The following is a 20,873-nucleotide window of genomic DNA, read 5'->3' on the forward strand; positions in this document are numbered from 1 at the left end:
CACGCGCCTTTGTCTCCATTGTGTCGGGTGCCTGGGGGCAACTCCGTTTTTAAGCGTCTGGCTATTCTAGGCGTCGAATCGCGCGCCGGCAGCAAACAAACGCGCCGGCGGTAAGAAACATCAAGCGCGCTGCGAAATTTCGCAATTGCCGGCACATCGTGCAAGCGGCAGCATGGCGTCACCTCGTCGGCCTGCACGGCCAAACCGCGCGGGTCGCGGTGAAGAATGCAAAGAAAACCTTTCATGGGACCCGAGTAGTCGCTTTGCGGCAACTCGGGCCAACTGGAGACGCCGATGTCCTACTTCGAACACATTCCCGAGATTCGTTACGAAGGCCCGCAAACGGACAACCCGCTCGCGTACCGTCACTACGACAAAACCAGGAAGGTACTCGGCAAGACGCTCGAGGAGCATCTGCGTATCGCCGTGTGCTATTGGCACTCGTTCGTCTGGCCGGGCGTCGATATCTTCGGTCAGGGCACGTTCCGGCGGCCGTGGCAGCAACCCGGCGACGCAATGGAGCGGGCGCTTCAGAAGGCTGACGCCGCGTTCGAATTCTTCTCGAAGCTCGGCACGCCGTACTACACGTTCCACGATACCGACGTCGCGCCCGAAGGCGCGAGCGTGAAGGAATACAGCGAGAACTTCCTGCGCGTGTCCGACTACCTCGCGCGCAAGCAGCAGGATACCGGTGTCAAGCTGCTATGGGGCACCGCGAATCTGTTTTCGCATCCGCGTTACGCGGCCGGTGCCGCGACCAATCCGAATCCGGAGGTGTTCGCCTTTGCGGCGACCCAGGTGCGTCATGCGCTCGACGCGACGCTGCGCCTCGGCGGTGAGAACTACGTGTTGTGGGGCGGACGTGAAGGCTACGACACGCTGCTGAACACCGACCTCGTGCGCGAGCGCGAGCAGTTCGCGCGCTTCCTGCACATGGTGGTCGAGCACAAGCACCAGATCGGTTTCAAGGGCACCCTGCTGATCGAGCCGAAGCCGCAGGAGCCGACCAAGCATCAATACGACTACGACGTCGCAACCGTGCATGGCTTCCTGCTGCAGCACGGTCTCGACAAGGAGATCCGCGTCAACATCGAGGCCAATCATGCGACGCTCGCGGGCCACTCGTTCCATCACGAAATTGCGACCGCGTTTGCGCTCGGCATCTTCGGCAGCATCGATGCGAATCGTGGCGATCCGCAAAACGGTTGGGATACCGACCAATTCCCCAACAGCGTCGAGGAACTGACGCTGGCGTTCTACGAGATTCTGCGCCACGGCGGCTTCACGACCGGCGGCATGAACTTCGATGCGAAATTGCGGCGCCAGAGTGTCGATCCCGAAGACCTGTTTTATGGCCACATCGGCGCGATCGACAACCTCGCGCTCGGCCTCGAACGCGCGGTGGTGCTGGTCGAAAACGAGCGCCTCGAACAGTTCAAGCGGCAACGCTACGCGGGTTGGGATGGCGAATTCGGCCGCAAGATCCTGTCCGGCGAGTATTCGCTGTCGACGCTCGCGGAGGACACGCTGGCGCGCGATCTGAAGCCGCGGCATGTGAGCGGGCAGCAGGAACAGATGGAAAACATCGTAAATCAGGCGATTTATAGCGGACGTTGAATAAAGATTGCGCGGCCACGTGGATCGCGCGCACCAGCAAGCTGTGGGTTGTCGCTTGTCCGAGTCTGCGGCTCGCAGCGCAGACCGAAACGTCCGGTATTCCGGCGATCACTAACGAAGGAGACAAAAATGAAGTTCGCAATGCGTCGTAACGTACTGAGCTCGCTGCTGTGCGGCGCGGTACTCGCCAGCCTGTCGCTCGCCGCGCCGCTCGCGCACGCCAGCAAGGATCATCCGGAAATCGGCTTCTGCATCGACGATCTGCGCGTCGAGCGCTGGTCGCGCGATCGCGACTATTTCGTCGCCGCGGCGGAAAAGCTCGGCGCGAAGGTGTCCGTGCAATCGGCCGATGCGAGCGAAGAGCGTCAGATCTCGCAGATCGAAAACCTGATCTCGCGTGGCGTCGACGTAATCGTGATCGTGCCGTTCAACTCGAAGACGCTCGGCAACGTGGTGGCCGAAGCACGCAAAGCGGGCATCAAGGTCGTGTCGTATGACCGCCTGATCCTCGACGCGGATATCGACGCCTACATCTCGTTCGACAACGAGAAGGTCGGCGAAATGCAGGCGCAGGGCGTCTACGACGCGCGGCCGAAGGGCAACTACTTCCTGCTCGGCGGCGCACCGACCGACAACAACGCGAAGATGCTGCGCCAAGGTCAGCTGAAGGTGCTGCAACCGGCGATCGACAAGGGTGACATCAAGGTCGTCGGGCAGCAGTGGGTGCCGGAGTGGAGCGCATCGACCGCGCTGCGCATCATGGAAGACGCACTGACCGCGAACAACAACAAGATCGACGCAGTCGTCGCGTCGAACGACGGCACCGCTGGCGGCGCGATCCAGGCGCTCGCGGCGCAAGGCCTCGCGGGCAAGGTACCTATCTCGGGTCAGGATGCCGACCTCGCGGCTGTGAAGCGCGTGGCTGCCGGCACGCAGACGATGACCGTCTACAAACCGCTGAAGCTGATCGCGGGCGAAGCGGCGAAGCTGTCGGTCGCTCTGGCGAAGGGTGACAAGCCGGCGTTCAACGCGCAGTACGACAACGGCAAGAAGAAGGTCGATACGGTGCTGCTGCAGCCGACCAAGCTGACGAAGGCGAACCTCGACACCGTCGTGAAGGACGGCTTCTACACGCAAGAGCAACTCGCGAGCAAATAACACTGAGACGGGTGTGATGTGAACGCCACGCTCCCGGGCCATCGCGCCCGGGAGCGTGCTCGAACATCGGCCCAACTTGCAGCGAGGCATAGCGAATGACGCAACCTCTTCTGACGATGCGCGGCATCGTCAAAGCTTTTTCCGGCGTGAAGGCGCTCGATGGCATCGATCTGACCGTATCGCCGGGCGAATGCGTGGGCCTGTGCGGCGAAAACGGCGCGGGCAAATCGACGCTGATGAAAGTACTGTCCGGCGTGTATCCGCATGGAACCTGGGATGGCGAAATAACCTGGGAAGGCGAGACGCTGAAGGCCGCGAGCGTACGCGACACCGAACGCGCGGGCATCATCATCATCCACCAGGAACTGATGCTCGTGCCGGAGCTGTCGGTCGCGGAAAATATCTTTCTCGGCAACGAAATCACGCTGCCGGGCGGCCGCATGAATTACGCGGCGATGTATCAGCGCGCCGACGAACTGCTACGCGAACTCGGCATCAGCGGCATCAACGCCGCGCAGCCCGTGATGAACTACGGCGGCGGCCATCAACAGCTGATCGAAATCGCGAAGGCGCTGAACAAGCGCGCGAAGCTGCTGATTCTCGACGAACCGTCGTCTTCGCTGACCGCCTCGGAAATCGCGATTCTGCTCGACATCGTGCGCGATCTGAAACGGCGCGGCATCGCCTGCGTGTATATCTCGCACAAGCTCGACGAAGTCGCGGCAGTCTGCGACACGATCAGCGTGATTCGCGACGGCCGCCATGTCGCGACCGAGCCGATGCACGCGCTGACGACCGAACGGATCATCGCGCTGATGGTCGGCCGCGAGATCAAGAATCTGTTTCCGCGCGAGCCGCATCCGATCGGCGACGTGATCTTCGAAGCCCGCAACGTCACCTGTTTCGACGTGACGAATCCACGCCGCAAGCGCGTGGACGACGTGTCGTTCTCGTTGCGACGCGGCGAGATTCTCGGCGTCGCCGGGCTCGTCGGCGCGGGCCGCACCGAGCTGATGCAGGCGATCTTCGGCGCGTATGCGGGCATCAGCGAGGCACATGTCGTGCTCGACGGCAAGCCGCTGAAGATTCGCGCGCCGATCGACGCGATTCGCGCCGGCATCGCGATGGTGCCCGAGGACCGCAAACGCCACGGCATCGTGCCGGGCATGAGCGTCGGCCATAACATCACGCTTGCGGTATTGCAGCGTTTCGCGTCGGGCGGACGCATCGATTCCGCAGCCGAACTCGACACGATTCATACGGAAATGAAGCGGCTTTCCGTGCGCGCGGCGAATCCGATGCTATCGATTGCAAGTCTGTCGGGCGGCAATCAGCAGAAGGCCGTGCTCACGCGCATGCTGCTGACCAACCCGACCGTGCTGATCCTCGACGAACCGACACGCGGCGTCGATGTCGGCGCCAAGTACGAGATCTACAAGCTGATCTTCCAGCTGGCACAGCGCGGCATGTCGATCGTGATGGTGTCGTCCGAATTGCCGGAAGTGCTCGGCATCAGCGACCGTGTGCTGGTGATCGGCGAAGGCGAGTTGCGCGGCGACTTCGTCAACGACGGTCTCACGCAGGAAGACATTCTCGGCGCCGCGATCCGCCCCGTGCATCTATCTACGAACTCAACCGCAGCGAGTGCCGCATGACTCCCGACGTAACTTCCCAACGCACCGACAACGCCGCGCCGCGAGACACATTCGGCGGCTCGCAACGGCTCCAGCAACTGTTCGCGCGCTACAAGATTCTCGCGCTGCTGATTGCCGTGGCCGTGATCTGGATTTTCTTTTCGGCGCTTACGCACGGCGCGTTCGTCACGCCACGCAACCTGTCGAATCTGCTGCGGCAGATGTCGATTACCGGCATGCTGGCGTGCGGCATGGTGTTCGTGATCATCGCCGGTGAAATCGACCTGTCTGTCGGCTCACTCCTCGGCTTGCTCGGCGGCGTCGCGGCAATTCTCGACGTGAACCGGCACTGGCCGATCGGCGTGACCATTCCGGTCGTGCTGCTGCTCGGCATCGTGGTCGGCTTGTTCAACGGCTGGTGGTCGACGTATCGGCGCGTGCCGTCGTTTATCGTCGGGCTCGGCGGGATGCTGGCGTATCGCGGCATTCTGCTCGGTATTACCGGCGGCTCGACGATCGCGCCGGTGTCGGACAGCTTCGTGTTCGTCGGCCAGGGCTATCTGCCGCGGCTCGCCGGCGACACGCTCGCCGTCGTGCTGTTCGTGCTGCTGGCCTTCCTGACGATCCGCCAGCGCGCCAACCGGCAGCGTTATCAGTTGCGCGTCGTGCCGTTCTGGCAGGACGTCGCGAAGGTGGTCGGCGCGGGCGCGATTCTCGCCGGCTTCGTCGCGATGCTCGACAACTACGGCGGCATTCCGGTGCCGGTGTTGCTGCTGCTCGCGCTGCTCGGCATCTTCACGTGGATCGCGACGCAGACCGTGTTCGGACGCCGCATCTACGCGGTCGGCTCGAATCTCGAAGCGACGCGGCTCTCGGGTGTCAACACCGACCGCGTGAAGCTTGCGATCTTCGCGCTGATGGGGCTGATGTGCGCGTTCGCCGGCATCGTCAACACGGCGCGGCTCGCGGCCGGTTCGCCGTCGGCCGGCTCGATGGGCGAGCTCGATGCGATCGCCGCGTGCTTCATCGGCGGCACGTCGATGCGCGGCGGCTCCGGCACCGTGTACGGCGCGCTGATCGGCGCGCTGGTGATGGCGAGCCTCGACAACGGCATGTCGATGCTCGACGTCGACGCATACTGGCAGATGATCGTGAAGGGCGGCATCCTCGTGCTGGCCGTATGGATCGATGTGGTCTCGGGTTCGAACCGCCGTTGATCCTGTTGCATGATCGCCTGATTGAATCAAAGCGCAAGGTTCGCGGTGTGCCAGCGGTTTTAACCACGCTCGCACACCGCGGCCCGCGCGACAGCAGTTAATGAAACACCCCACGACTTTCCCCCGCCGCTTTCAGTTCCCGCCTTTCCACGCCGCACGGCCGCTCCAGGTTCACGCGCGCAATTAAGTCTCACGCACGCCGATTCGTCTTATTACTATTCGCAGTCAAAGACGGGTGCATCGGCGCTGTCGCCGCTTTCCTACCATCGAGCCAGCCGAGCGAGTCATGCCATGTTGACGCGCAGAACCTTTCTGCTTGGCGGCGCCAGTGCGTTGGGCGGACTGCTGGTCGGCTGGGGCGTGCTGCCGCCGCGCCAGCGCCTGATGACGTCGACGCCGCTGCCGACGCAAGGCACGCAGGTCGCGCTGAACGGCTGGGTCAAGATCGACACCGATAACCGTGTGACGATCATCGTACCGAAGGCCGAGATGGGGCAGGGCATCCATACGGGGCTGGCGATGCTGCTCGCCGAAGAGCTCGACGCCGACTGGTCGCAGGTGCACGTCGAAGAGGCGCCGATCGACCGGATCTACAACGCGGTGCAGAGCATCGTCGACGATCTGCCGTTTCGCCCGGACGACGACAGCTATATCCGGCGCGGCACCGTGTGGATTACGAGCAAGGCGGTGCGTGAGATCGGCACGATGATGACGGGCGGCTCGTCGAGCATGAACGATCTCTGGACGCCGATGCGCGAGGCCGGCGCGTCGGCGCGCGTGATGCTGATCGGGGCGGCGGCCGAGCGCTGGGACGTGCCGGTCCGCGAATGCCGCGCGGAACACGGCTACGTGCTGCATCCGCGGGGACATAAGGCGACGTTCGGCGAGTTGTCGTCGGTGGCCTCAGGCCAGCCGCTGCCGCGCAGCGTCGTCCTGAAGCAGCCCGCCGACTTCAAGCTGATCGGCCAGCCCGTACGGCGCATCGAAGCCGCGTCGAAAATCGACGGCGCGGCGCGCTTCGGCATCGACGTGCTGCCGAACGGCCTGGTCTATGCGAGCGTCGTGATGTGCCCGACGCTCGGCGGCACGGTCGCGCATTTCGACGCGACGCCAGCGCAAAAGATGCCGGGCTTCATCAAGGCGCTCGCCGTGCGGCCGTATGCGGGCGGCACCGGCGGCGTAGCCGTGATCGCGGACAATGCGTTTCACGCGATGAACGCGGTCGAGGCGATCAACGTGAGCTGGCATCACGGCGAGGCCGCGAAGCTGTCGAGCACGGAAGTGGATCGCCGCCTCGTCGACGCGCTCGACCATACGGACGGTCACGTTTATTACGACATCGGCAACGTCGACAAAGCGATGACCCGCGCGGCGCGCAAGATCGAAGCGGTCTATCACGCGCCCTACCTCGCGCATGGCGCGGTCGAGCCGCTGAACTGCACGGTGCAGGTCGCCGACGGCGCGGCGACCGTCTGGGTATCGACGCAAATGCCGCGGCTCGCGCGGCACCATGCGGCGAAAGTGCTCGACCTCGACGTCGATCTCGTCGATGTGCAGACGCAGTTGTTGGGCGGCGCGTTCGGCCGGCGCCTCGAACTCGATTTCGTCGCGCAGGCCGCGGCGATCGCGCGCGAGGCCGATGGCCTCCCGGTGCAGACCATCTGGTCGCGCCAGCAGGATTTCACGCACGACTTCTACCGGCCCGCGTGCGCGGCATGGCTGCAGGCCGGCTTCGACGAGCAGGGCAAGCTGGTCGCGTGGCACGCGAAGTCGGCGGGCCAGGCGATCGTGCCGGATGCGCTCGCGCGCTACTACGGCATGCCCCGCATTCCGATCGACAAGACCACCTGCGAAGGCGCGTTCGATCAACCGTACGAGTGGCCGGCCGCGCGCGTGTCGCACAAGATCGTCGAATTGCCGGTGCCGATCGGCTTCTGGCGCTCGGTCGGCCACTCGCATCAGGCCTTCTTCACCGAGAGCTTCACCGACGAAGCGGCCGCCGCGGCCGGCCAAGACCCGATCGCGTTTCGCGCGATGCTGCTCGCCCAGCATCCGCGTCATCTGGCGGTTCTGAAGCGTGTCGAGAAGTTATCGGACTGGGGACGTCCGCTCAAACCCGCCGCCGATGGCGCGCGCTGCGCCCGCGGCGTCGCGTTGCACGAGGCATTCGGCAGCGTCGTGGCGCAGGTCGCGGAGGTGTCGATCGGGGCGAACCGGCAGATTCGCGTGCATCGCGTGGTGTGCGTGATCGATTGCGGCTTACCGGTGAACCCGAACCTGATCCGTCAGCAGATGGAAGGCGGCATCGTGTTTGGGCTGTCGAGCGCGTTGCAGAACGAGATCACGATCGTCAACGGCCAGGTGCAGCAGAAGAACTTCGTGGACTTTCCGGTCGTGCGGATGAATGTGTGCCCGGCGATCGAAGTCGACATCATGCCGAGCCAACTGCATCCGCAAGGTGTCGGCGAGCCGGGCGTGCCGCCGATCGCGCCGGCGGTGGGCAATGCGGTGTTCGCGCTGACGGGGCAGCGTTTGCGGGCGCTGCCGTTGCGGCTTGCATGACGGACGGCGGACAGGCAACAGCTTGCGATGCAGCGTGGCGACTCAGGAGGCAGGCATGGCGGTACTGAACATCAACGGACGCAGAGTGCTGGTCAATGCCGACCCGGACATGCCGCTGCTATGGGTACTGCGCTGCGATCTCGGCATGACCGGCACCAAGTTCGGCTGCGGCGTGGGCATCTGCGGCGCATGCACGATCAATCTCGATGATGCCGCGTGCCTCGCTTGCCAGACGCCGATGTCGAGCCTGCATACGCAGAAGATCACGACGATCGAGGGTTTGCAGGGACGCGAGGCGCAGGCGCTGAAGACCGCGTGGCTCGAACTCGATGTGGTGCAGTGCGGTTATTGCCAGAGCGCGCAATTGATGGCGGCTTGCGCGTTGCTGAAGCACAAGCCCGATCCGACCGATGCCGACATCGACGAGGCGATGACGCCGGTGGTGTGCCGTTGCGGCACGTATCCTCGGGTGCGGGCGGCGATACATCAGGCGGCGGCGAAGGCGCGCAAGAGCTGAGCCGCTCTGGCGGAGCGCCGCCCGCCCAAGTCAACGCGCAAACATTTCGACCACCGTCACCACCGCGGTGAAGATACCGATGCATCCGCCCAACGTGACTACGCCCTGCATGAATGGCGACATACGAGACCCCGTAGTTGAAGTGGTGTCACGTATTTGACCGAAAGGGAAAGCAAAAAGAAAGCTTGTCAAAAATAAATCGTAAGACGGCCGATCAAGGCGCTTTCGCAGTCGCGGCGCCCGACGCTCCCGACTTCGCGCTCGGCTTGCCCGCCACAGGTGTTGCCTGCAACTGCGGCCGGGTTTCTCCCGGTGTGCTTTGCCCGCCGACCTCCCACCCGCCGCCCAGCGACAGGAACAGATTGACCTGATCGACCGCCACCTGCCCTTCCGCCGCCGCGAGCTGCGACCTCGCGGACGTCAGCGTGCGCGTTGCGTCGAGGTCGGCGATGAACGACTCGCGCCCCGCGCGATACAGCCGATGCGTTTCATCCGCCGATTGCGCGGCCGACTTCAGCGCCGCGCGCAGCGCTTCGGCGCGTGCGTAATCGGACGCGTAGGTTGCGAGGTTGGTCTCGGTTTCACGCAGAGCGCCCAGCACCACGCCGTCGAACTTCGCGAGCGCGACCTGGCTCGACGCTTCGGCTTCGCGGACCCGCTGCCGCGCGCCATTGGCCGGGAAGTTCCAGCTGATCAGCGGACCGAAGCCCCAACGCGCAGTCGGCTGGGTGGGAATGTCTTCCAGAATGCCGGTGAAGCCCGCCGACGCGCCGATGCTGATGCTCGGGTAAAGCGCGCCGGTCGCGACGCCGATGCGCGCCGTCGACGCCGCGAGCTGACGCTCGGCTTCGTGCACATCCGGGCGCCGCCGCAGCAGCCCGGCGCCGTCGCCGATCGGAATCGGCTGGTGGATTTGCGGCAGCCGGTCGCACGCGAGCACGGCCGGCGGCAACTGGGACGGTGACTGCGCCAGCAGCATTGCGAGCCGGTATTGCGCGATCTTGCGGCGCGCGGTGTAGCGCGGAATGTCGGCCGTCAGCGTCTCGACCTGGGTCTGGCCGCTCGTGACCGCGGTCTGGTTGCCGCGGCCCGCGTCGCGCAGACGGCGCGACAGATCCACGCGCTGCATCTGCAACGCGAGCGATTGCTGCGCGATGTGCAATTCCTCCGCCGCCGAGCATTGTTCGACGTACGAGCGCACCACGTCCGCGACGACGGTGATGCGCGCGAGGTCGCCCGCGGCTTCCACCGCCTCGGTGTCCGCCGCCGCCGCTTCGACACCGCGGCGCAGCTTGCCGAACAGATCGATTTCGTACGAGACGTTGATGCCCATGTCGCCCAGATTGGCGACCGGCAGTTTCTCGAACAGCAGGAATTGCTCGGCCGATTCCTGCGCGCGCTGGATCGCCACCGACGCGTTGCCCGAGAAGCCGCCCTGCGCCTGCGCCACGCCCAGCGCTTCACGCGAGCGCGCGAGATTCGCGGCCGCGACGCGCAGGTCGGTATTCGATTTCAACGCCTGTTCGACGAGACCGTTCAGCACCGGATCGTCGTACAGCTTCCACCAGACGGTCGGCGTATTGAGGTTCGACGTCAGCGTGGGATCGGCGCCCTCGATCGCTCCGGTGGCGAGCGGCGCATTGACGAGCGCCTGTTTCGGCAGCGTGTAGTTCGGCCCGACGTTGATGCAGCCGTTCAGCGCGAAGGCGAGCGGCAATAACGGCAGCAGCGGCAGCAGCGGCAAGCGCGGCGCCAGCGAGGACAAGGTACGCACGAACTTCATTGCGACGCGCCCGACGGTGCGGTGGCCGTTGCCCCGGCCGACCCGGAGCCCACCGACGAACCCGGCGCCACCGGCGCAGCCGAAGCGGCGACCGAGCCAGATGCGCCGCCCGTGCCCGACACGGCTCGGGTCCTGACCGGCGACAGGTCACGCACCGACACCGTCGCGGTCCGCCCCGCGATCAGGCGAAAATCAGCGGGCACTTCATCGAGCGCGACGCGCACCGGAATGCGCTGCGCGAGCCGCACCCAGCTGAACGCCGGGTTCACGTTCGGCAGCAGATTGGCGCTTTGCGTGCGGTCGCGGTCTTCGATGCCGGCGACGATGCTCTGCACGTGCCCGCGCAGCGGCTTCGGCTCGCCCATCACGATGATGTCGACCGGCTGGCCGATGTCGATGCCGCGCAGCTTGGTCTCCTCGAAGTAGCCGTCGACGCGGAACGAATGCATGTCGACCACCGCGACCACCGCGCGGCCCGCCGCGACGAATTCGCCGGCGCGCGGCGCGCGGTCGTTCAGATAGCCGTCGACCGGGCTTTTGATCGTCGAACGTTCGAGGTTCAGCTTGGCGGTGTCGATCGCGACGTTCGCGTCGGCAAGTGCGGCTTCGCCCGCGTCGACGCGCGAACGGCTTTCTTCGAGCACTTCGGCGGCGACGAGATTGCCGAGCTGGCGGTTGCGCGCATATTCGCGGCGCGCCTGATCGAGCGTCGCGCGGCGCTGCTGCGCGGTTGCCTCGGCCTGACGCAAAGCGAGCGTGTAGCGGGCCTGATCGATTCTGAACAGCACCTGGCCCTGCTTGACCTGCTGGTTGTCCATGACCTCGACCGACGAAATCAGTCCCGACACGTCGGGGGCGACCTGGATCACGTCGGCGCGTACGTGGCCGTCGCGGGTCCACGGTGCGAACAAGTAGTAGTTGACGAGCTTCCACAGCACGAATGCCGCGACCACCACGACGATCAGGGTCAGCAGGATCTGACCGACGGAGAACCAGGTTTTTTTCACGTTATTAGTCTGTGCGAAACGACGACGACAAGGCCCAGCACCAGCACATAGATGCCGAGATCGAAGACGGAGCGATGCCAGACGAAGCGGTAAAACCCGGCGTAATCGAGCACGGTGCGAATGCCGAGGTTGATCAGATACGCGATCAACATCAGGACCAGCACGGACGGTACGAACACGCCGAAGATATCGATTTCACCGATCATCGCGGGAACTGGGAAAAGGGGGGGCGGGGCGCGCCAGCGGGTACGAGCGGTGGCGCAAGAATGGGTACATCACGCGGCGGCCTCCGGTTCGGTCGGCGTTGGTTTCGTGAGGGTCGCCGGAAACAGCGAAAGACGCAAGCCGACCAGCGCGTGCAGCGCATCGCGCAACTGGCGCGCCGAGGTTTGCGAGGTCTCGGTCGGCGCCGCGGCGTTGGCGAGCCCCTGCGCGGTGACGCGCGCGACGGCCACGTCGATCAACGACATCAGGCTGTCCGGTACCGGCTCGCGGTGGCGTCGAGCGACGCAGCTCTCGTAGTATGTACGCACTCCGTCGAGCACATGCTCGATCGCGCCGGCCGCTTCGCCGCCGAGCTTGCGTGTGAGGCGGCGCAGATCGAGCGCGTTGAACGCGATGCGCAGGTCGCGGAAGCTCTCGATCGATGGATGGCGGTAATCGTCGGTGGCCGCGAGGCGCGGGATCAATTGCATCAACCGGTCGAGCATGCGCGCGGCGAGGTTGCGCGGATCTTCGATCGGCCGCGTGGATGCGGTCAGAGCGACGTCGGCCCAGCTCGAGCGCAACAGGCGCGCCGCGGCGAGCTCGGCGCCGAACGGGCGCGTCACGCGGGTCCACAGATAGGCGTAGAGCAGGCCAGAAAGGCCCGCGAGGTTGGCGTTCAGGAACGTCAGGAAGTTCGCGTCGTAAGCGTCCTGAATGCTGATGAAGGTGGCCGTGTTCACTGCGACCAGCACCGTCACCATGTTGAACTGCGGGCGTGGAATCAGCGTGCCGACCAGAATGAACGGCGCGGCGAACAGGATCACCAGCATCGCGAAGTCGTGCACCTGCGGCAGCACGACGAACAGATAGAGGCCCGCGGCCACGACGGCGACGCCCGTCGCGACGAAGAAGCGGAACACGAACGGCGCGGGCTCGTCGAGCGCGGCGAAGAAGCAGCAGGCCACTGCCGCCAGCGTGACCGCGCTCGCGCCGTCGTTCCAGCCCGAGCCGATCCACAGCGCGCACGCGAGCACCACGGCCGCGCCCGCCGACAGCGTCGCGAACAGCATCATGCCGCGATCGTAGAAGCGCTCGGTGCCGCCGAGCCGCCAGTGACGGAAATGCGGCCGCCACGAACCTTCCTCGCGCGTGATGATGATGCGCAGCGAGCGGCAGTCCTGCCACACGTCGATCACTTGCCCCAGGCGCCACAGCGCGTTCGACAGCAGCGCGCCGTCCCAATGCGCGAGCGCGGCGGCAGGCGGGCGCATCGCGGCGATGCGCGCGCGCAGCGCGTTGGCGGTTTCGTCCGCATGATAGCCCTCGCTCGGCTCGGGCAGCGGTTGGTCGAACCACTTGATGACGTCGTCGATCAGCGTCTGCAGCCCTTCGGGCCAGTGTTGCGGGCCGTTGTTGTAGAGCGCGAGCAGCGGATCGGCGAGCGACGACATGATAGGCAGCAGCAACTGCATGCGGCCGCGCAGTTCACGCGCGCGCGCGAGCACGTCGGGCCGCGTGTGATCGTAGGCGAGCTGGCTCAGCAGCAGTTCGAGACCATTGATCGTGCTCGCGAGCCGTTGCCGTGCGCCGGAAATCGCCGAGCTTGCGATACGGCCCGATAGCGTTTCGGTCGCGTAGAACGCGGCGTCGCGAAACCATGCGTCGGTGCGCTCGATGATCGTCGGCGCGAGCCGGCTCGGAAACACCGCGCTGCCGACGATGCTCGCGCAGACGATGCCGACAAGGATCTCGAGGGTCCGGCTCACGGCGAGATCGAAGACGCCGGTCGGATTCGTCACCGATGGCAGCGCGATGATCGGCATCGTATAGGCGGCCAGCATGAACACGTAGCTGCGAGCGGTGCGGTCCGATACCGCGAGGTACAGCATTGTGCCGGTCCACGCTGCGACGATCACGCTGAACAGGTACGGCGATTCGACGAACGGCGGCACCAGCAGCACCGCGCCCGAAGCGCCGAGCACCGTGCCCAGCGCACGATAGATCGCCTTCGAGCGGGTCGCGCCGACGAACGGGTTCGACACGATGTAGACGGTGGCCATCGCCCAGTACGGCCGCGGCAGTTGGAACGCGAGGCCGATGTAGAGCGCGAGCATGGCCGCGGCGAACGTCTTGACGGAGAACAGCCAGTCGCGGAGAGTGGGATAGACCATAAGCCGTTACGCGGAATCGGCGTTGTGCGGCGCGCTGGCTCGCGCGCCGCGCTTGGTGGACTTGCGCGCCTTGACGGTGCCGCGTGATTTGCCGGCCGTTTTGGCCGCGCTTTTGCCGCTCGTCCGTTTGACCTTGCTGGCAAGCGCCTCGCCTTTGGCCGGCTCGGGCTCGCCGCCGCCGCCTGGTTCGGCAAGTGCGGCGGCATCGGTCGTGAATGCGGCGAGCACGCGCAGCGCGGCTTCGAGATCGTCGCGCGATACACCTTTGAGCGCCTGCGCGCGCAGCGTGACCAGCTCCTCTTCCATCTTCGCGGTGACGGCGCGGCCTTCGTCGGTCAGGGCGACGGTCTTCGCGCGGCGGTCTTCAGGGTCTTCGTCACGGCGCATCAGGCCGGCCGCGCACAACTGGTCGAGCAGCCGCACGAGCGATGGCCCCTCGATGCCGATGTGATCGGCGAGCGTGACCTGACGTACCGCCGAGCCGAGCCGACTTGCGGTCAGAAGCGGTGTCGCGCACGCTTCGGAGACGTTGAAGGCCGCGAGCACACCGTGACTCGTGCGCCGCCACTTTCTGGCGGCGACGACCAGCGTGCTGCTGACGGTGCGGCGCAAGGCATCGAGATTCGACATGGCCGGTATTGTATTTCCAAAATATTCGTTAGCAAACTATTGATTTTGGAAATCGTGGCCGAAGCGGAGGAGTCTGCGGTGCGAATCACGCAACCAGCCCGATCCGCACCGTGCGCGCCAGATCGTCGAGCTGGAATGGCTTGCGCAGGATCGTGCAATGCTTGACTGCGAGATCGGAAATGTTCACGTCCGCATAACCGGTCGCGAGGATCACCGGAAGATCGGCACGCAGCTTGCGCGCCGCGGCGATCACGTCGATGCCGTTCATGCCCGGCATCGCGAAGTCGACCATCAGCAGATCGGGATGATCGTCGACGAGGCGGTCGAGGCCCGCCTGGCCGTCGGCGGCCTCGGTCACCGTATAGCCGAGCATGCGCAACGATTCAACGAGCATCGCGCGCACCTCGTTGTCGTCCTCGACCACGAGCACATGCTTGTCACCGGCCGCGTTCGCTTCCGCGTCGGACTCCGCTTCGTTGTGCGCGAGCACCCGCTCGCGCATCGGCAGCCAGATCTGCACCGTGGTGCCGGTGCCTTCTTCGCTGAAGATGCGCGCGGTGCCGCCCGCCTGCCTCGCGATGCCATACACCTGGCTCAGGCCGAGCCCCGTGCCCTTGCCGACAGGCTTGGTCGTGAAGAACGGATCGAACACGCGCGACAGGACGTCGGGCGGAATGCCTTCTCCGGTATCGATGACTTCGATCACGACGTAGCGGCCTTGCTTCAGCGTCTGGTCGGGCGCATCGCGCAGGGTCACGTGAATGTCGAGGCGGCCGCCATCCGGCATCGCGTCGCGAGCGTTGATCGCGAGATTGAGCACCGCGAGCTCGAGCTGATTCGCGTCGGCCCGGGTCCACATTTCATTACGCTCGAAGTCGTTGCCATAGCGGATGCTGGAGCCGAGCGACACCGCGATGATGTCGCGCATGCCTTGCAGCAGCGCGACCACGTCGATCGCTTTCAGATTCGGGTTGCTGTTGCGCGAGAAGGTCAGCAGCTGGCCGGTCAGTTTCGCGCCGCGCTCGGTCGCACGTTTGACGGTGGCGGCCATGCCGCGCAGGCGTTCGTCGCCGCTCAAGCGCGCGATCAGTTCCGCGTTCACCATGATCACGTTCAGCAGATTGTTGAAGTCGTGCGCGATGCCGCCAGTCAGCTGGCCGAGCGCCTCCATCTTCTGCGATTGCACGAGCACGGCCTGCACCTTCGCGCGTTCGTGGATCTCGGCCATCAGCCGGTCGTTGGCTGACGCGAGTTCGTGCGTGCGCGCGGCGATGCGGCTTTCCAGCGAATCGTTCAGCTGCTCCAGCGCGTCCTGTGCCTCGATGCGCTCGGCAAGCAGCCGTCGCGATTCATATTGCCGCCCGCGGGCGCGCAACGATGACGCGACCGCGCGCCGCAAGGTTTCCGAATTGAGCGGACGTTCGAGCACGACGACGTTGCCGAGCCGTTCGAGCACTTCGAGCCCGCGCGTGGAGCGATGGCCGATGCTGCGCGCGGCGAGCAGGATGAACGGGAAGTCGGACCATGCGGGCTGGCGTTCGAGCCACGCAAAGAGGCCCGAGCCGTGGCCGTTCGCGAGCGCTTCCTCGGTGAGCAGCGCGGTGCCCGCGCCGGCGTCGAGCTCGCTGGTGAGCGCGTCGGCGTCGTCGCAGGTCACGCAGGCGCGTGCGTCGTTGTGCAGCACAGCGGCGATCACTTCGGCGTCGCGGCCGAACGGTGCGAGGATTAGGACGCGCTGCTCCATCGCTTACTGTCCCGACGTGTCGATCAGATTCGCCGCACCGAGCATCGCGGTGTTGCCGCGATACGAGGGCAGGCCCGACAGCACGCCCTCGAAGTCACGCAGCGCTTCGCCGACCTCGACGCCTTTGGTGCCGAGGCGGAACTGGCGGATCGTGCGTTCATGATCGTTCGCGCGGCTCTTGACGGCGGTTACCGCGGTCAGCACTTCGCCGTGATGCTCGAAGTAGCGGAACAGCACGACCACGTCGCTCAGATAACTGATGTCGACCTCGGTCTGCACCTCGCCGATGATGCCGTGCTGCCCGAGCACGAGCATCGTGACCACGCCCTGCTGATTCAGATAGCCGAGCAGCTCGTGCATGTGCAGCAGCAGGAAGCGCTCGCCGGGCATCGCCTGCAGATAGGCGTTCAGGCTGTCGACCGCGACATAGCGCACGCCCTCGTTTTCGACCGCGTTGCGCACGTCGCTCGACAGCTCTCCCGGCGAAATTTCCGCGGGATCGATCTGGCGCAGCGTCAGCAGGCCGCTGTCGACATGCGGTGCGAGATCCATGCCGAGCGACGCGCAGCGCGTGACCAGGGTGCTGAGCGTTTCATCGAACACGTAGTACGCGCAGCGCTCGCCGCGTTCGAGCGCGGCAAGCAGGCACGACACGACGGTGGTGGTTTTGCCGACCCCCGACGGGCCGATGATCAGCGAATTGGTGCCGGGAACGAGGCCGCCGCCGAGCAGCGCGTCGAGGCCCGACGTGCCGGTGCTCATCGGGCTCGTGCCAAATTCGCGGTGATGCTCGGCGGCGACGAGGCGCGGATAGACGCGCAGACCGCCGGTGTTCAGCGTGAAGTCGTGATAGCCCTCGCGGAACTTGATGCCGCGCATCTTCGCGATGCGCAGACGCCGGCGGTTGCCGCCGTAATCGTGGGCAATGTTGTCGAGGCTGATCACGCCGTGCACGATGCTGTGAAGCTGAATGCCGGAGGCGCTGGCCGACGTGTCGTCGAGCAGCAGCACCGTGCATGCGCGCGTCGAGAAATGGTGCTTGAGCGCGAGAATCTGCCGACGGTAGCGCAACGGGTTCTCCGCCAGCAGACGCAGTTCTGACAGGCTGTCGAGCACGACGCGCGCGGGTTTCAGTTCGTCGACGTGTTCGATCACGTTGCGCACGCTTTCGCCGAGTTCGACTTCGGCCGGGTGCAGCACGCTCTGTTCGTATTGCGGTTCGAGCCCTTCTTCGGGTAGCTGTTCGAGTATCTTGAAGCGGCTCAGATCCCAGCCGTGGCTATTGCCGATCGCGAGCAATTCGGCACGCGTTTCGGACAGCGTGACGTAAAGACCGGTCTGCCCTTCGTCGAGGCCCTTGAGTAAGAATTGCAATGCCAGGGTCGTTTTGCCCGTGCCTGGCGCACCCTCTACGAGGTACATGCGGTTCGGCGTAAGACCACCGCCGAGGATGTCGTCGATTCCTGCGATGCCCGACGATAAGCGGGCGGGGGTGGGGGCGGCGGTGGTAGTCGACATGATGGTTGCAATGACGTCGGCAGTGGCTTTGATCGGAAGCGGCGTGATGTTGCGGCCGGTATGGCGCCACGCAATTTGTGTGCCGTCCTGCGCGGCCTGCGTGCTGGGCGCTCGCGCGAATGGGCATGAAGCGTGCTCTTGAGGGTGGCTTGCTGCGAGCTTTTTCTCGGCAGCACTCTGGAAGCTTCACGCACAACATGAAAACCTATCGACTCTCCGCTATCGCGCTTACCGCGGCATCGCTCGTTGCGCTGCTGCCGGTCGGCGCATCCGCCGACGATAGCCCCAGACCTTGCGGCGCGCTCAAACGGATCGTCGCCGCGGCGCCCGACGGCTTCACCTCGCTGACGCCCGACGACAGCAAAGGCGTCGCGCAACCCTATGGCGACGACGCGCAATGTTCAGCCGCGCATCGTAGTTTCCAGTGCACTTGGACGCCGCATCAGGCGGCGGGCTCGAACGCGGATGCATTGGAAGCGGTCGCGGCCGACATCGCGTCGTGCCTGCCCGATGCAACGCACGATCAGAATTCGCCGGGACGTCAGCACTTTTATCTCGGCGCGAAGGATCGACGCACCGAAATCACGCTGACTCCCGAGGGGGCGAACCGGTTACGGCTCGTGGTGTCGGGCAGGTAAGCGGCGGTTCCGGTCAGGCGGTGGCAGACGGCCACCATGACCAGCCGCGTCGCGAGTGGCGCAATTCGACGACCGACAGCGGCGTGATCTCGATGCGACAGAACACGGTTGGCGATGCGTCGAGGGCATGCACGATTGCCGCTCGCAGAAGCGTTGCGTGGGTGATCGCGACGATGGTTCGACGGTGTGCAGAGGCCGCGAAGCCTGCTTCGTTGACCGCGTTGCATGAGCGTACGTCTGCCTGTTGCGCGTCGAGCCACTCTCCGATCCGCCGCACGAGTCGATCGAACGATTCACCCCCGGGTGGTGCTGCGTCGGGCTCGCGCGTCCAGGCGGCGAGTTCGCGGGGGGCTTCGTCGGCAATGTCCGCGAGGCGCTGGCCGCGCCATTTGCCATAGTCGATATCCGCCAATGCATCGGCAGGCGTGGCGCTCAGACCGAGCGCGGCGACCGTTTCGCGGGCGCTGGCGGCGGGGCTGGTGAATACGGTGGCGTCGGCGGGAAGCGCGAGACGGGCGCGCGCCGCTTCGGCTTCGGCGCGGCCGCGCGCGTCGAGCGGATCGTCGGCGAGGAAGCGGCCCGCGCGCTGCGCGGCCGTTGCCGCATGGCTCACCAGTAATAATCGTGTATCCATTCTTTGCGTTAGCGCCTCATTCGCACTTGCCTGCGTGGCTTGACAGGCTCGCGGCGTGCGTTGCGCGTTGCAGCGTGGCCCTCGCCGTCGCGGAAGCCGCAGTTTAGCGCGTAGAATACCGACACTGCGAAGCACGGAAGCCGGTGAGAGCCCGGCGCGGTCGCGCCACTGTAATCGGCCTTGCAATCCACAAGAACCGAAAGCCAGACCTGAGCTTCGCACCATTCCTCTGCAATCGACTATCGGGGCGCGTTACCCCAGGAGATGTCCATCATGACCGAAGCTGTTTTCGATCGCGCCGCGCAACCGGCGGCCCAGCCCACTCCCATTCCCTTGCGTGAACTGCTGCCGTGGGTCGTATTCGGCGGCTTGCTGCTGTTGCTCGCGCTTTACTTCGTTGGTGCGGAACAGGGTGCGACGTCGCTCGTGCCTGGCATGTACGTGCATGAGTTCGTGCACGACGGCCGCCATCTGCTTGGCTTTCCCTGCCACTAACGGAGTTCGACATGGTAGGTAAATTGTTAGTGCGCGGGATGCTCGCGGGCATCGTCGCGGGCTTGCTCACGTTCGCGTTCGCGCGAATCGTCGGCGAACCACAGGTCGATCAGGCCATATCGCTCGAAGAAAAAGCGGCGGCCGCGCGCGGCGAGGCGCCCGAGCCCGAAATCGTGAGCCGTGAGACGCAGGCTGGCCTCGGCCTGCTGACTGGCGTGGTCACGTATGGCGCGGCATTCGGCGGTCTGTTCTCGCTGGTGTTTGCTTATGCGTATGGACGCGCGGGTTCGTTGAGCGTGCGCGCGCTGTCCGCGTGGCTCGCGCTTGGCGCGTTCATCGCCATCGTGGTCGTGCCGAATATCAAGTATCCGGCCAATCCGCCGTCGGTCGGTGACCCGGACACGATCGGCGCGCGCACGGGCCTGTTCTTTCTGATGATCGCGATTTCGCTCGCGACGATGGTGTTTTCGCTGAAGGTGCGGCGCCGCGCGGCGGCGAAGCTGGGTGCATGGAACGGCTCGATCGTCGCGGGGCTCGTATTCGTCGCGATCATCGCGGCCGTACAACTGTCGATGCCGGTCATCAATGAAGTGCCGGCCACGTTCCCGGCCGTGCTGCTGTGGAAGTTCCGCGTCGCGGCGATCGGCATGCAGGTGGTCATGTGGACGACGATCGGGCTGTTGTTCGGCGCGATGGTCGAGCGCAGTGCTTTTATGCGTACGAATGCGCGGGTGACGATGAAGTCCGCTTGAATAAGACGGTGACGCGTGGCCGCACAAGCGGCGACGCTTCGCGCGCAACGCGCGAGAATGGTTTTGGATCAAGTACTTGGCGCGGTTGTGGAGCGGTTATCCACAGCCTTGCGAACATTTTCTGTGGAAAAGCTGCTTAACGGCTTTTCGCAACTCCACTCGACGCGGCGCCTAGGGAAATCCAATTGGACGCCTAACTAATTCATGTTGTACGCGGCACTGCTCAATTTTTAAGCTCTTCAACTTTTTAAAATAATTTGTGAGAAGGGTATTGACGCGGCGCGGACCGCTCTCCATAATCTCGCTTCTCTGCTGCAGACGCAGCGACGCAAACGAAGCAGTGCCGGGTGGTGGTAGTTCAGGTGCTGCGGGTTGGGCGGATCGATCTTTAAAAACTAACAGCCGATAAGTGTGGGCGCTTGATGCGGAATGCGGCGGCGGATCCGTATGGATCTGCTGCAGGGCAAAAGTATCAGAAGCCTCACACAGTATTAGAGGAAGGTTTATCTGTCGGAAGACGGATTGATCATCGTCAGTACGTTGAGTGAGCGACCGGTTCATAAGCAGGAAACTGCGGAACCGAAAACAG

18 protein-coding genes and 1 riboswitch are annotated in these 20,873 nt (G+C 64.9%); of the genes, 9 read left to right on the top strand and 9 right to left on the bottom strand.

All coding sequences use genetic code 11. The annotated features are described in order from the left end of the window. The first annotated feature begins 294 nt into the window (after positions 1-294). From xylA to AB3X95_RS30500, 6 genes are all read left to right on the top strand, one after another. A complete protein-coding gene (xylA, locus tag AB3X95_RS30475) occupies positions 295-1,617 on the top strand; it encodes a xylose isomerase (RefSeq protein WP_368623294.1) in 1,323 nt (440 codons plus the stop codon). A gap of 129 nt (positions 1,618-1,746) precedes the next feature. After that, positions 1,747-2,775: a D-xylose ABC transporter substrate-binding protein gene (gene xylF, locus AB3X95_RS30480; RefSeq protein WP_176107254.1), complete on the top strand. Its 1,029-nt coding sequence runs from the start codon at positions 1,747-1,749 to the stop codon at positions 2,773-2,775. A 95-nt stretch (positions 2,776-2,870) separates the two neighbouring features. Then, a complete protein-coding gene (gene xylG, locus AB3X95_RS30485; protein WP_176107255.1) occupies positions 2,871-4,430 on the top strand; it encodes a D-xylose ABC transporter ATP-binding protein in 1,560 nt (519 codons plus the stop codon). Beyond that, positions 4,427-5,626 carry a sugar ABC transporter permease gene (locus AB3X95_RS30490; protein ID WP_176107256.1) on the top strand — a complete coding sequence of 400 codons (1,200 nt, stop codon included), beginning with the start codon at positions 4,427-4,429 and terminating at the stop codon, positions 5,624-5,626. Before xylG ends, AB3X95_RS30490 begins: the two co-directional genes overlap by 4 nt. Before the next feature lie 291 nt (positions 5,627-5,917). Beyond that, on the top strand, positions 5,918-8,188 hold the full coding sequence (locus tag AB3X95_RS30495; RefSeq protein WP_368623295.1) for a molybdopterin cofactor-binding domain-containing protein: 2,271 nt from the start codon (positions 5,918-5,920) through the stop codon (positions 8,186-8,188). Positions 8,189-8,243: 55 nt separating this feature from the next. Next, on the top strand, positions 8,244-8,705 hold the full coding sequence (locus tag AB3X95_RS30500) for a (2Fe-2S)-binding protein (RefSeq protein WP_176123225.1): 462 nt from the start codon (positions 8,244-8,246) through the stop codon (positions 8,703-8,705). Positions 8,706-8,919: 214 nt separating this feature from the next. Here AB3X95_RS30500 and AB3X95_RS30505 read toward each other — a convergent pair whose 3' ends face one another. From AB3X95_RS30505 to AB3X95_RS30535, 7 genes are all read right to left on the bottom strand, one after another. Further along, on the bottom strand, positions 8,920-10,488 hold the full coding sequence (locus AB3X95_RS30505) for an efflux transporter outer membrane subunit (RefSeq protein WP_368623296.1): 1,569 nt from the start codon (positions 10,486-10,488) through the stop codon (positions 8,920-8,922). Continuing rightward, positions 10,485-11,495: an HlyD family secretion protein gene (locus AB3X95_RS30510; protein ID WP_176367619.1), complete on the bottom strand. Its 1,011-nt coding sequence runs from the start codon at positions 11,493-11,495 to the stop codon at positions 10,485-10,487. The genes AB3X95_RS30505 and AB3X95_RS30510 overlap by 4 nt, the downstream gene beginning before the upstream one ends. Beyond that, a complete protein-coding gene (locus tag AB3X95_RS30515; RefSeq protein WP_176123222.1) occupies positions 11,492-11,701 on the bottom strand; it encodes a DUF1656 domain-containing protein in 210 nt (69 codons plus the stop codon). The genes AB3X95_RS30510 and AB3X95_RS30515 overlap by 4 nt, the downstream gene beginning before the upstream one ends. Before the next feature lie 69 nt (positions 11,702-11,770). Continuing rightward, entirely contained in the window at positions 11,771-13,873 is a 2,103-nt protein-coding gene (locus AB3X95_RS30520; protein ID WP_368623297.1) for an FUSC family protein, read from the bottom strand. Between the two features lie 6 nt (positions 13,874-13,879). Then, positions 13,880-14,503 (bottom strand): MarR family winged helix-turn-helix transcriptional regulator, encoded by a 624-nt coding sequence (locus tag AB3X95_RS30525; protein ID WP_368623298.1) that lies wholly within the window; start codon positions 14,501-14,503, stop codon positions 13,880-13,882. Positions 14,504-14,588: 85 nt separating this feature from the next. Beyond that, positions 14,589-16,247 (bottom strand): ATP-binding protein, encoded by a 1,659-nt coding sequence (locus AB3X95_RS30530; RefSeq protein ID WP_184228042.1) that lies wholly within the window; start codon positions 16,245-16,247, stop codon positions 14,589-14,591. Between the two features lie 3 nt (positions 16,248-16,250). Beyond that, on the bottom strand, positions 16,251-17,765 hold the full coding sequence (locus AB3X95_RS30535; RefSeq protein ID WP_184228041.1) for an ATPase domain-containing protein: 1,515 nt from the start codon (positions 17,763-17,765) through the stop codon (positions 16,251-16,253). A gap of 197 nt (positions 17,766-17,962) precedes the next feature. Between AB3X95_RS30535 and AB3X95_RS30540 the strand changes: the two genes are divergently transcribed. After that, complete coding sequence (locus AB3X95_RS30540) at positions 17,963-18,403, top strand: hypothetical protein (RefSeq protein ID WP_176367624.1); 441 nt, start codon at positions 17,963-17,965, stop codon at positions 18,401-18,403. Positions 18,404-18,416: 13 nt separating this feature from the next. Here AB3X95_RS30540 and AB3X95_RS30545 read toward each other — a convergent pair whose 3' ends face one another. Continuing rightward, a complete protein-coding gene (locus AB3X95_RS30545) occupies positions 18,417-19,037 on the bottom strand; it encodes a histidine phosphatase family protein (RefSeq protein ID WP_368623299.1) in 621 nt (206 codons plus the stop codon). Between the two features lie 77 nt (positions 19,038-19,114). Continuing rightward, a riboswitch (cobalamin riboswitch) is annotated at positions 19,115-19,270 on the top strand. Positions 19,271-19,310: 40 nt separating this feature from the next. On the opposite strand from AB3X95_RS30545, the gene AB3X95_RS30550 reads away from it, so the two are divergent. Further along, entirely contained in the window at positions 19,311-19,532 is a 222-nt protein-coding gene (locus AB3X95_RS30550; RefSeq protein ID WP_013093044.1) for a CbtB-domain containing protein, read from the top strand. An 11-nt stretch (positions 19,533-19,543) separates the two neighbouring features. Further along, positions 19,544-20,284, top strand: coding sequence for a CbtA family protein (locus tag AB3X95_RS30555; RefSeq protein ID WP_176367627.1), 741 nt, complete (start codon positions 19,544-19,546; stop codon positions 20,282-20,284). Between the two features lie 171 nt (positions 20,285-20,455). Here the strand turns inward: AB3X95_RS30555 and AB3X95_RS30560 are convergent. After that, positions 20,456-20,873: hypothetical protein (locus AB3X95_RS30560; RefSeq protein WP_368623300.1), on the bottom strand; the 418-nt coding region annotated here is incomplete at its 5' end.

Source organism: Paraburkholderia sp. BR13444 (assembly GCF_040948755.1).
GTDB classification, from domain to species: Bacteria; Pseudomonadota; Gammaproteobacteria; order Burkholderiales; family Burkholderiaceae; genus Paraburkholderia; species Paraburkholderia youngii.

Excerpts from the sequence above, each read along its gene's own strand:
- AB3X95_RS30520 (WP_368623297.1), bottom strand. The coding sequence starts at position 13,873 with ATGGTCTATCCCACTCTCCGCGACTGGCTGTTCTCCGTCAAGACGTTC.
- AB3X95_RS30555 (WP_176367627.1), top strand. The coding sequence starts at position 19,544 with ATGGTAGGTAAATTGTTAGTGCGCGGGATGCTCGCGGGCATCGTCGCG.
- AB3X95_RS30550 (WP_013093044.1), top strand. The coding sequence starts at position 19,311 with ATGACCGAAGCTGTTTTCGATCGCGCCGCGCAACCGGCGGCCCAGCCC.
- AB3X95_RS30505 (WP_368623296.1), bottom strand. The coding sequence starts at position 10,488 with ATGAAGTTCGTGCGTACCTTGTCCTCGCTGGCGCCGCGCTTGCCGCTG.
- xylF (WP_176107254.1), top strand. The coding sequence starts at position 1,747 with ATGAAGTTCGCAATGCGTCGTAACGTACTGAGCTCGCTGCTGTGCGGC.
- AB3X95_RS30490 (WP_176107256.1), top strand. The coding sequence starts at position 4,427 with ATGACTCCCGACGTAACTTCCCAACGCACCGACAACGCCGCGCCGCGA.
- AB3X95_RS30540 (WP_176367624.1), top strand. The coding sequence starts at position 17,963 with ATGAAAACCTATCGACTCTCCGCTATCGCGCTTACCGCGGCATCGCTC.
- AB3X95_RS30515 (WP_176123222.1), bottom strand. The coding sequence starts at position 11,701 with ATGATCGGTGAAATCGATATCTTCGGCGTGTTCGTACCGTCCGTGCTG.
- xylG (WP_176107255.1), top strand. The coding sequence starts at position 2,871 with ATGACGCAACCTCTTCTGACGATGCGCGGCATCGTCAAAGCTTTTTCC.
- AB3X95_RS30530 (WP_184228042.1), bottom strand. The coding sequence starts at position 16,247 with ATGGAGCAGCGCGTCCTAATCCTCGCACCGTTCGGCCGCGACGCCGAA.
- AB3X95_RS30535 (WP_184228041.1), bottom strand. The coding sequence starts at position 17,765 with ATGTCGACTACCACCGCCGCCCCCACCCCCGCCCGCTTATCGTCGGGC.
- xylA (WP_368623294.1), top strand. The coding sequence starts at position 295 with ATGTCCTACTTCGAACACATTCCCGAGATTCGTTACGAAGGCCCGCAA.
- AB3X95_RS30545 (WP_368623299.1), bottom strand. The coding sequence starts at position 19,037 with ATGGATACACGATTATTACTGGTGAGCCATGCGGCAACGGCCGCGCAG.
- AB3X95_RS30495 (WP_368623295.1), top strand. The coding sequence starts at position 5,918 with ATGTTGACGCGCAGAACCTTTCTGCTTGGCGGCGCCAGTGCGTTGGGC.
- AB3X95_RS30500 (WP_176123225.1), top strand. The coding sequence starts at position 8,244 with ATGGCGGTACTGAACATCAACGGACGCAGAGTGCTGGTCAATGCCGAC.
- AB3X95_RS30525 (WP_368623298.1), bottom strand. The coding sequence starts at position 14,503 with ATGTCGAATCTCGATGCCTTGCGCCGCACCGTCAGCAGCACGCTGGTC.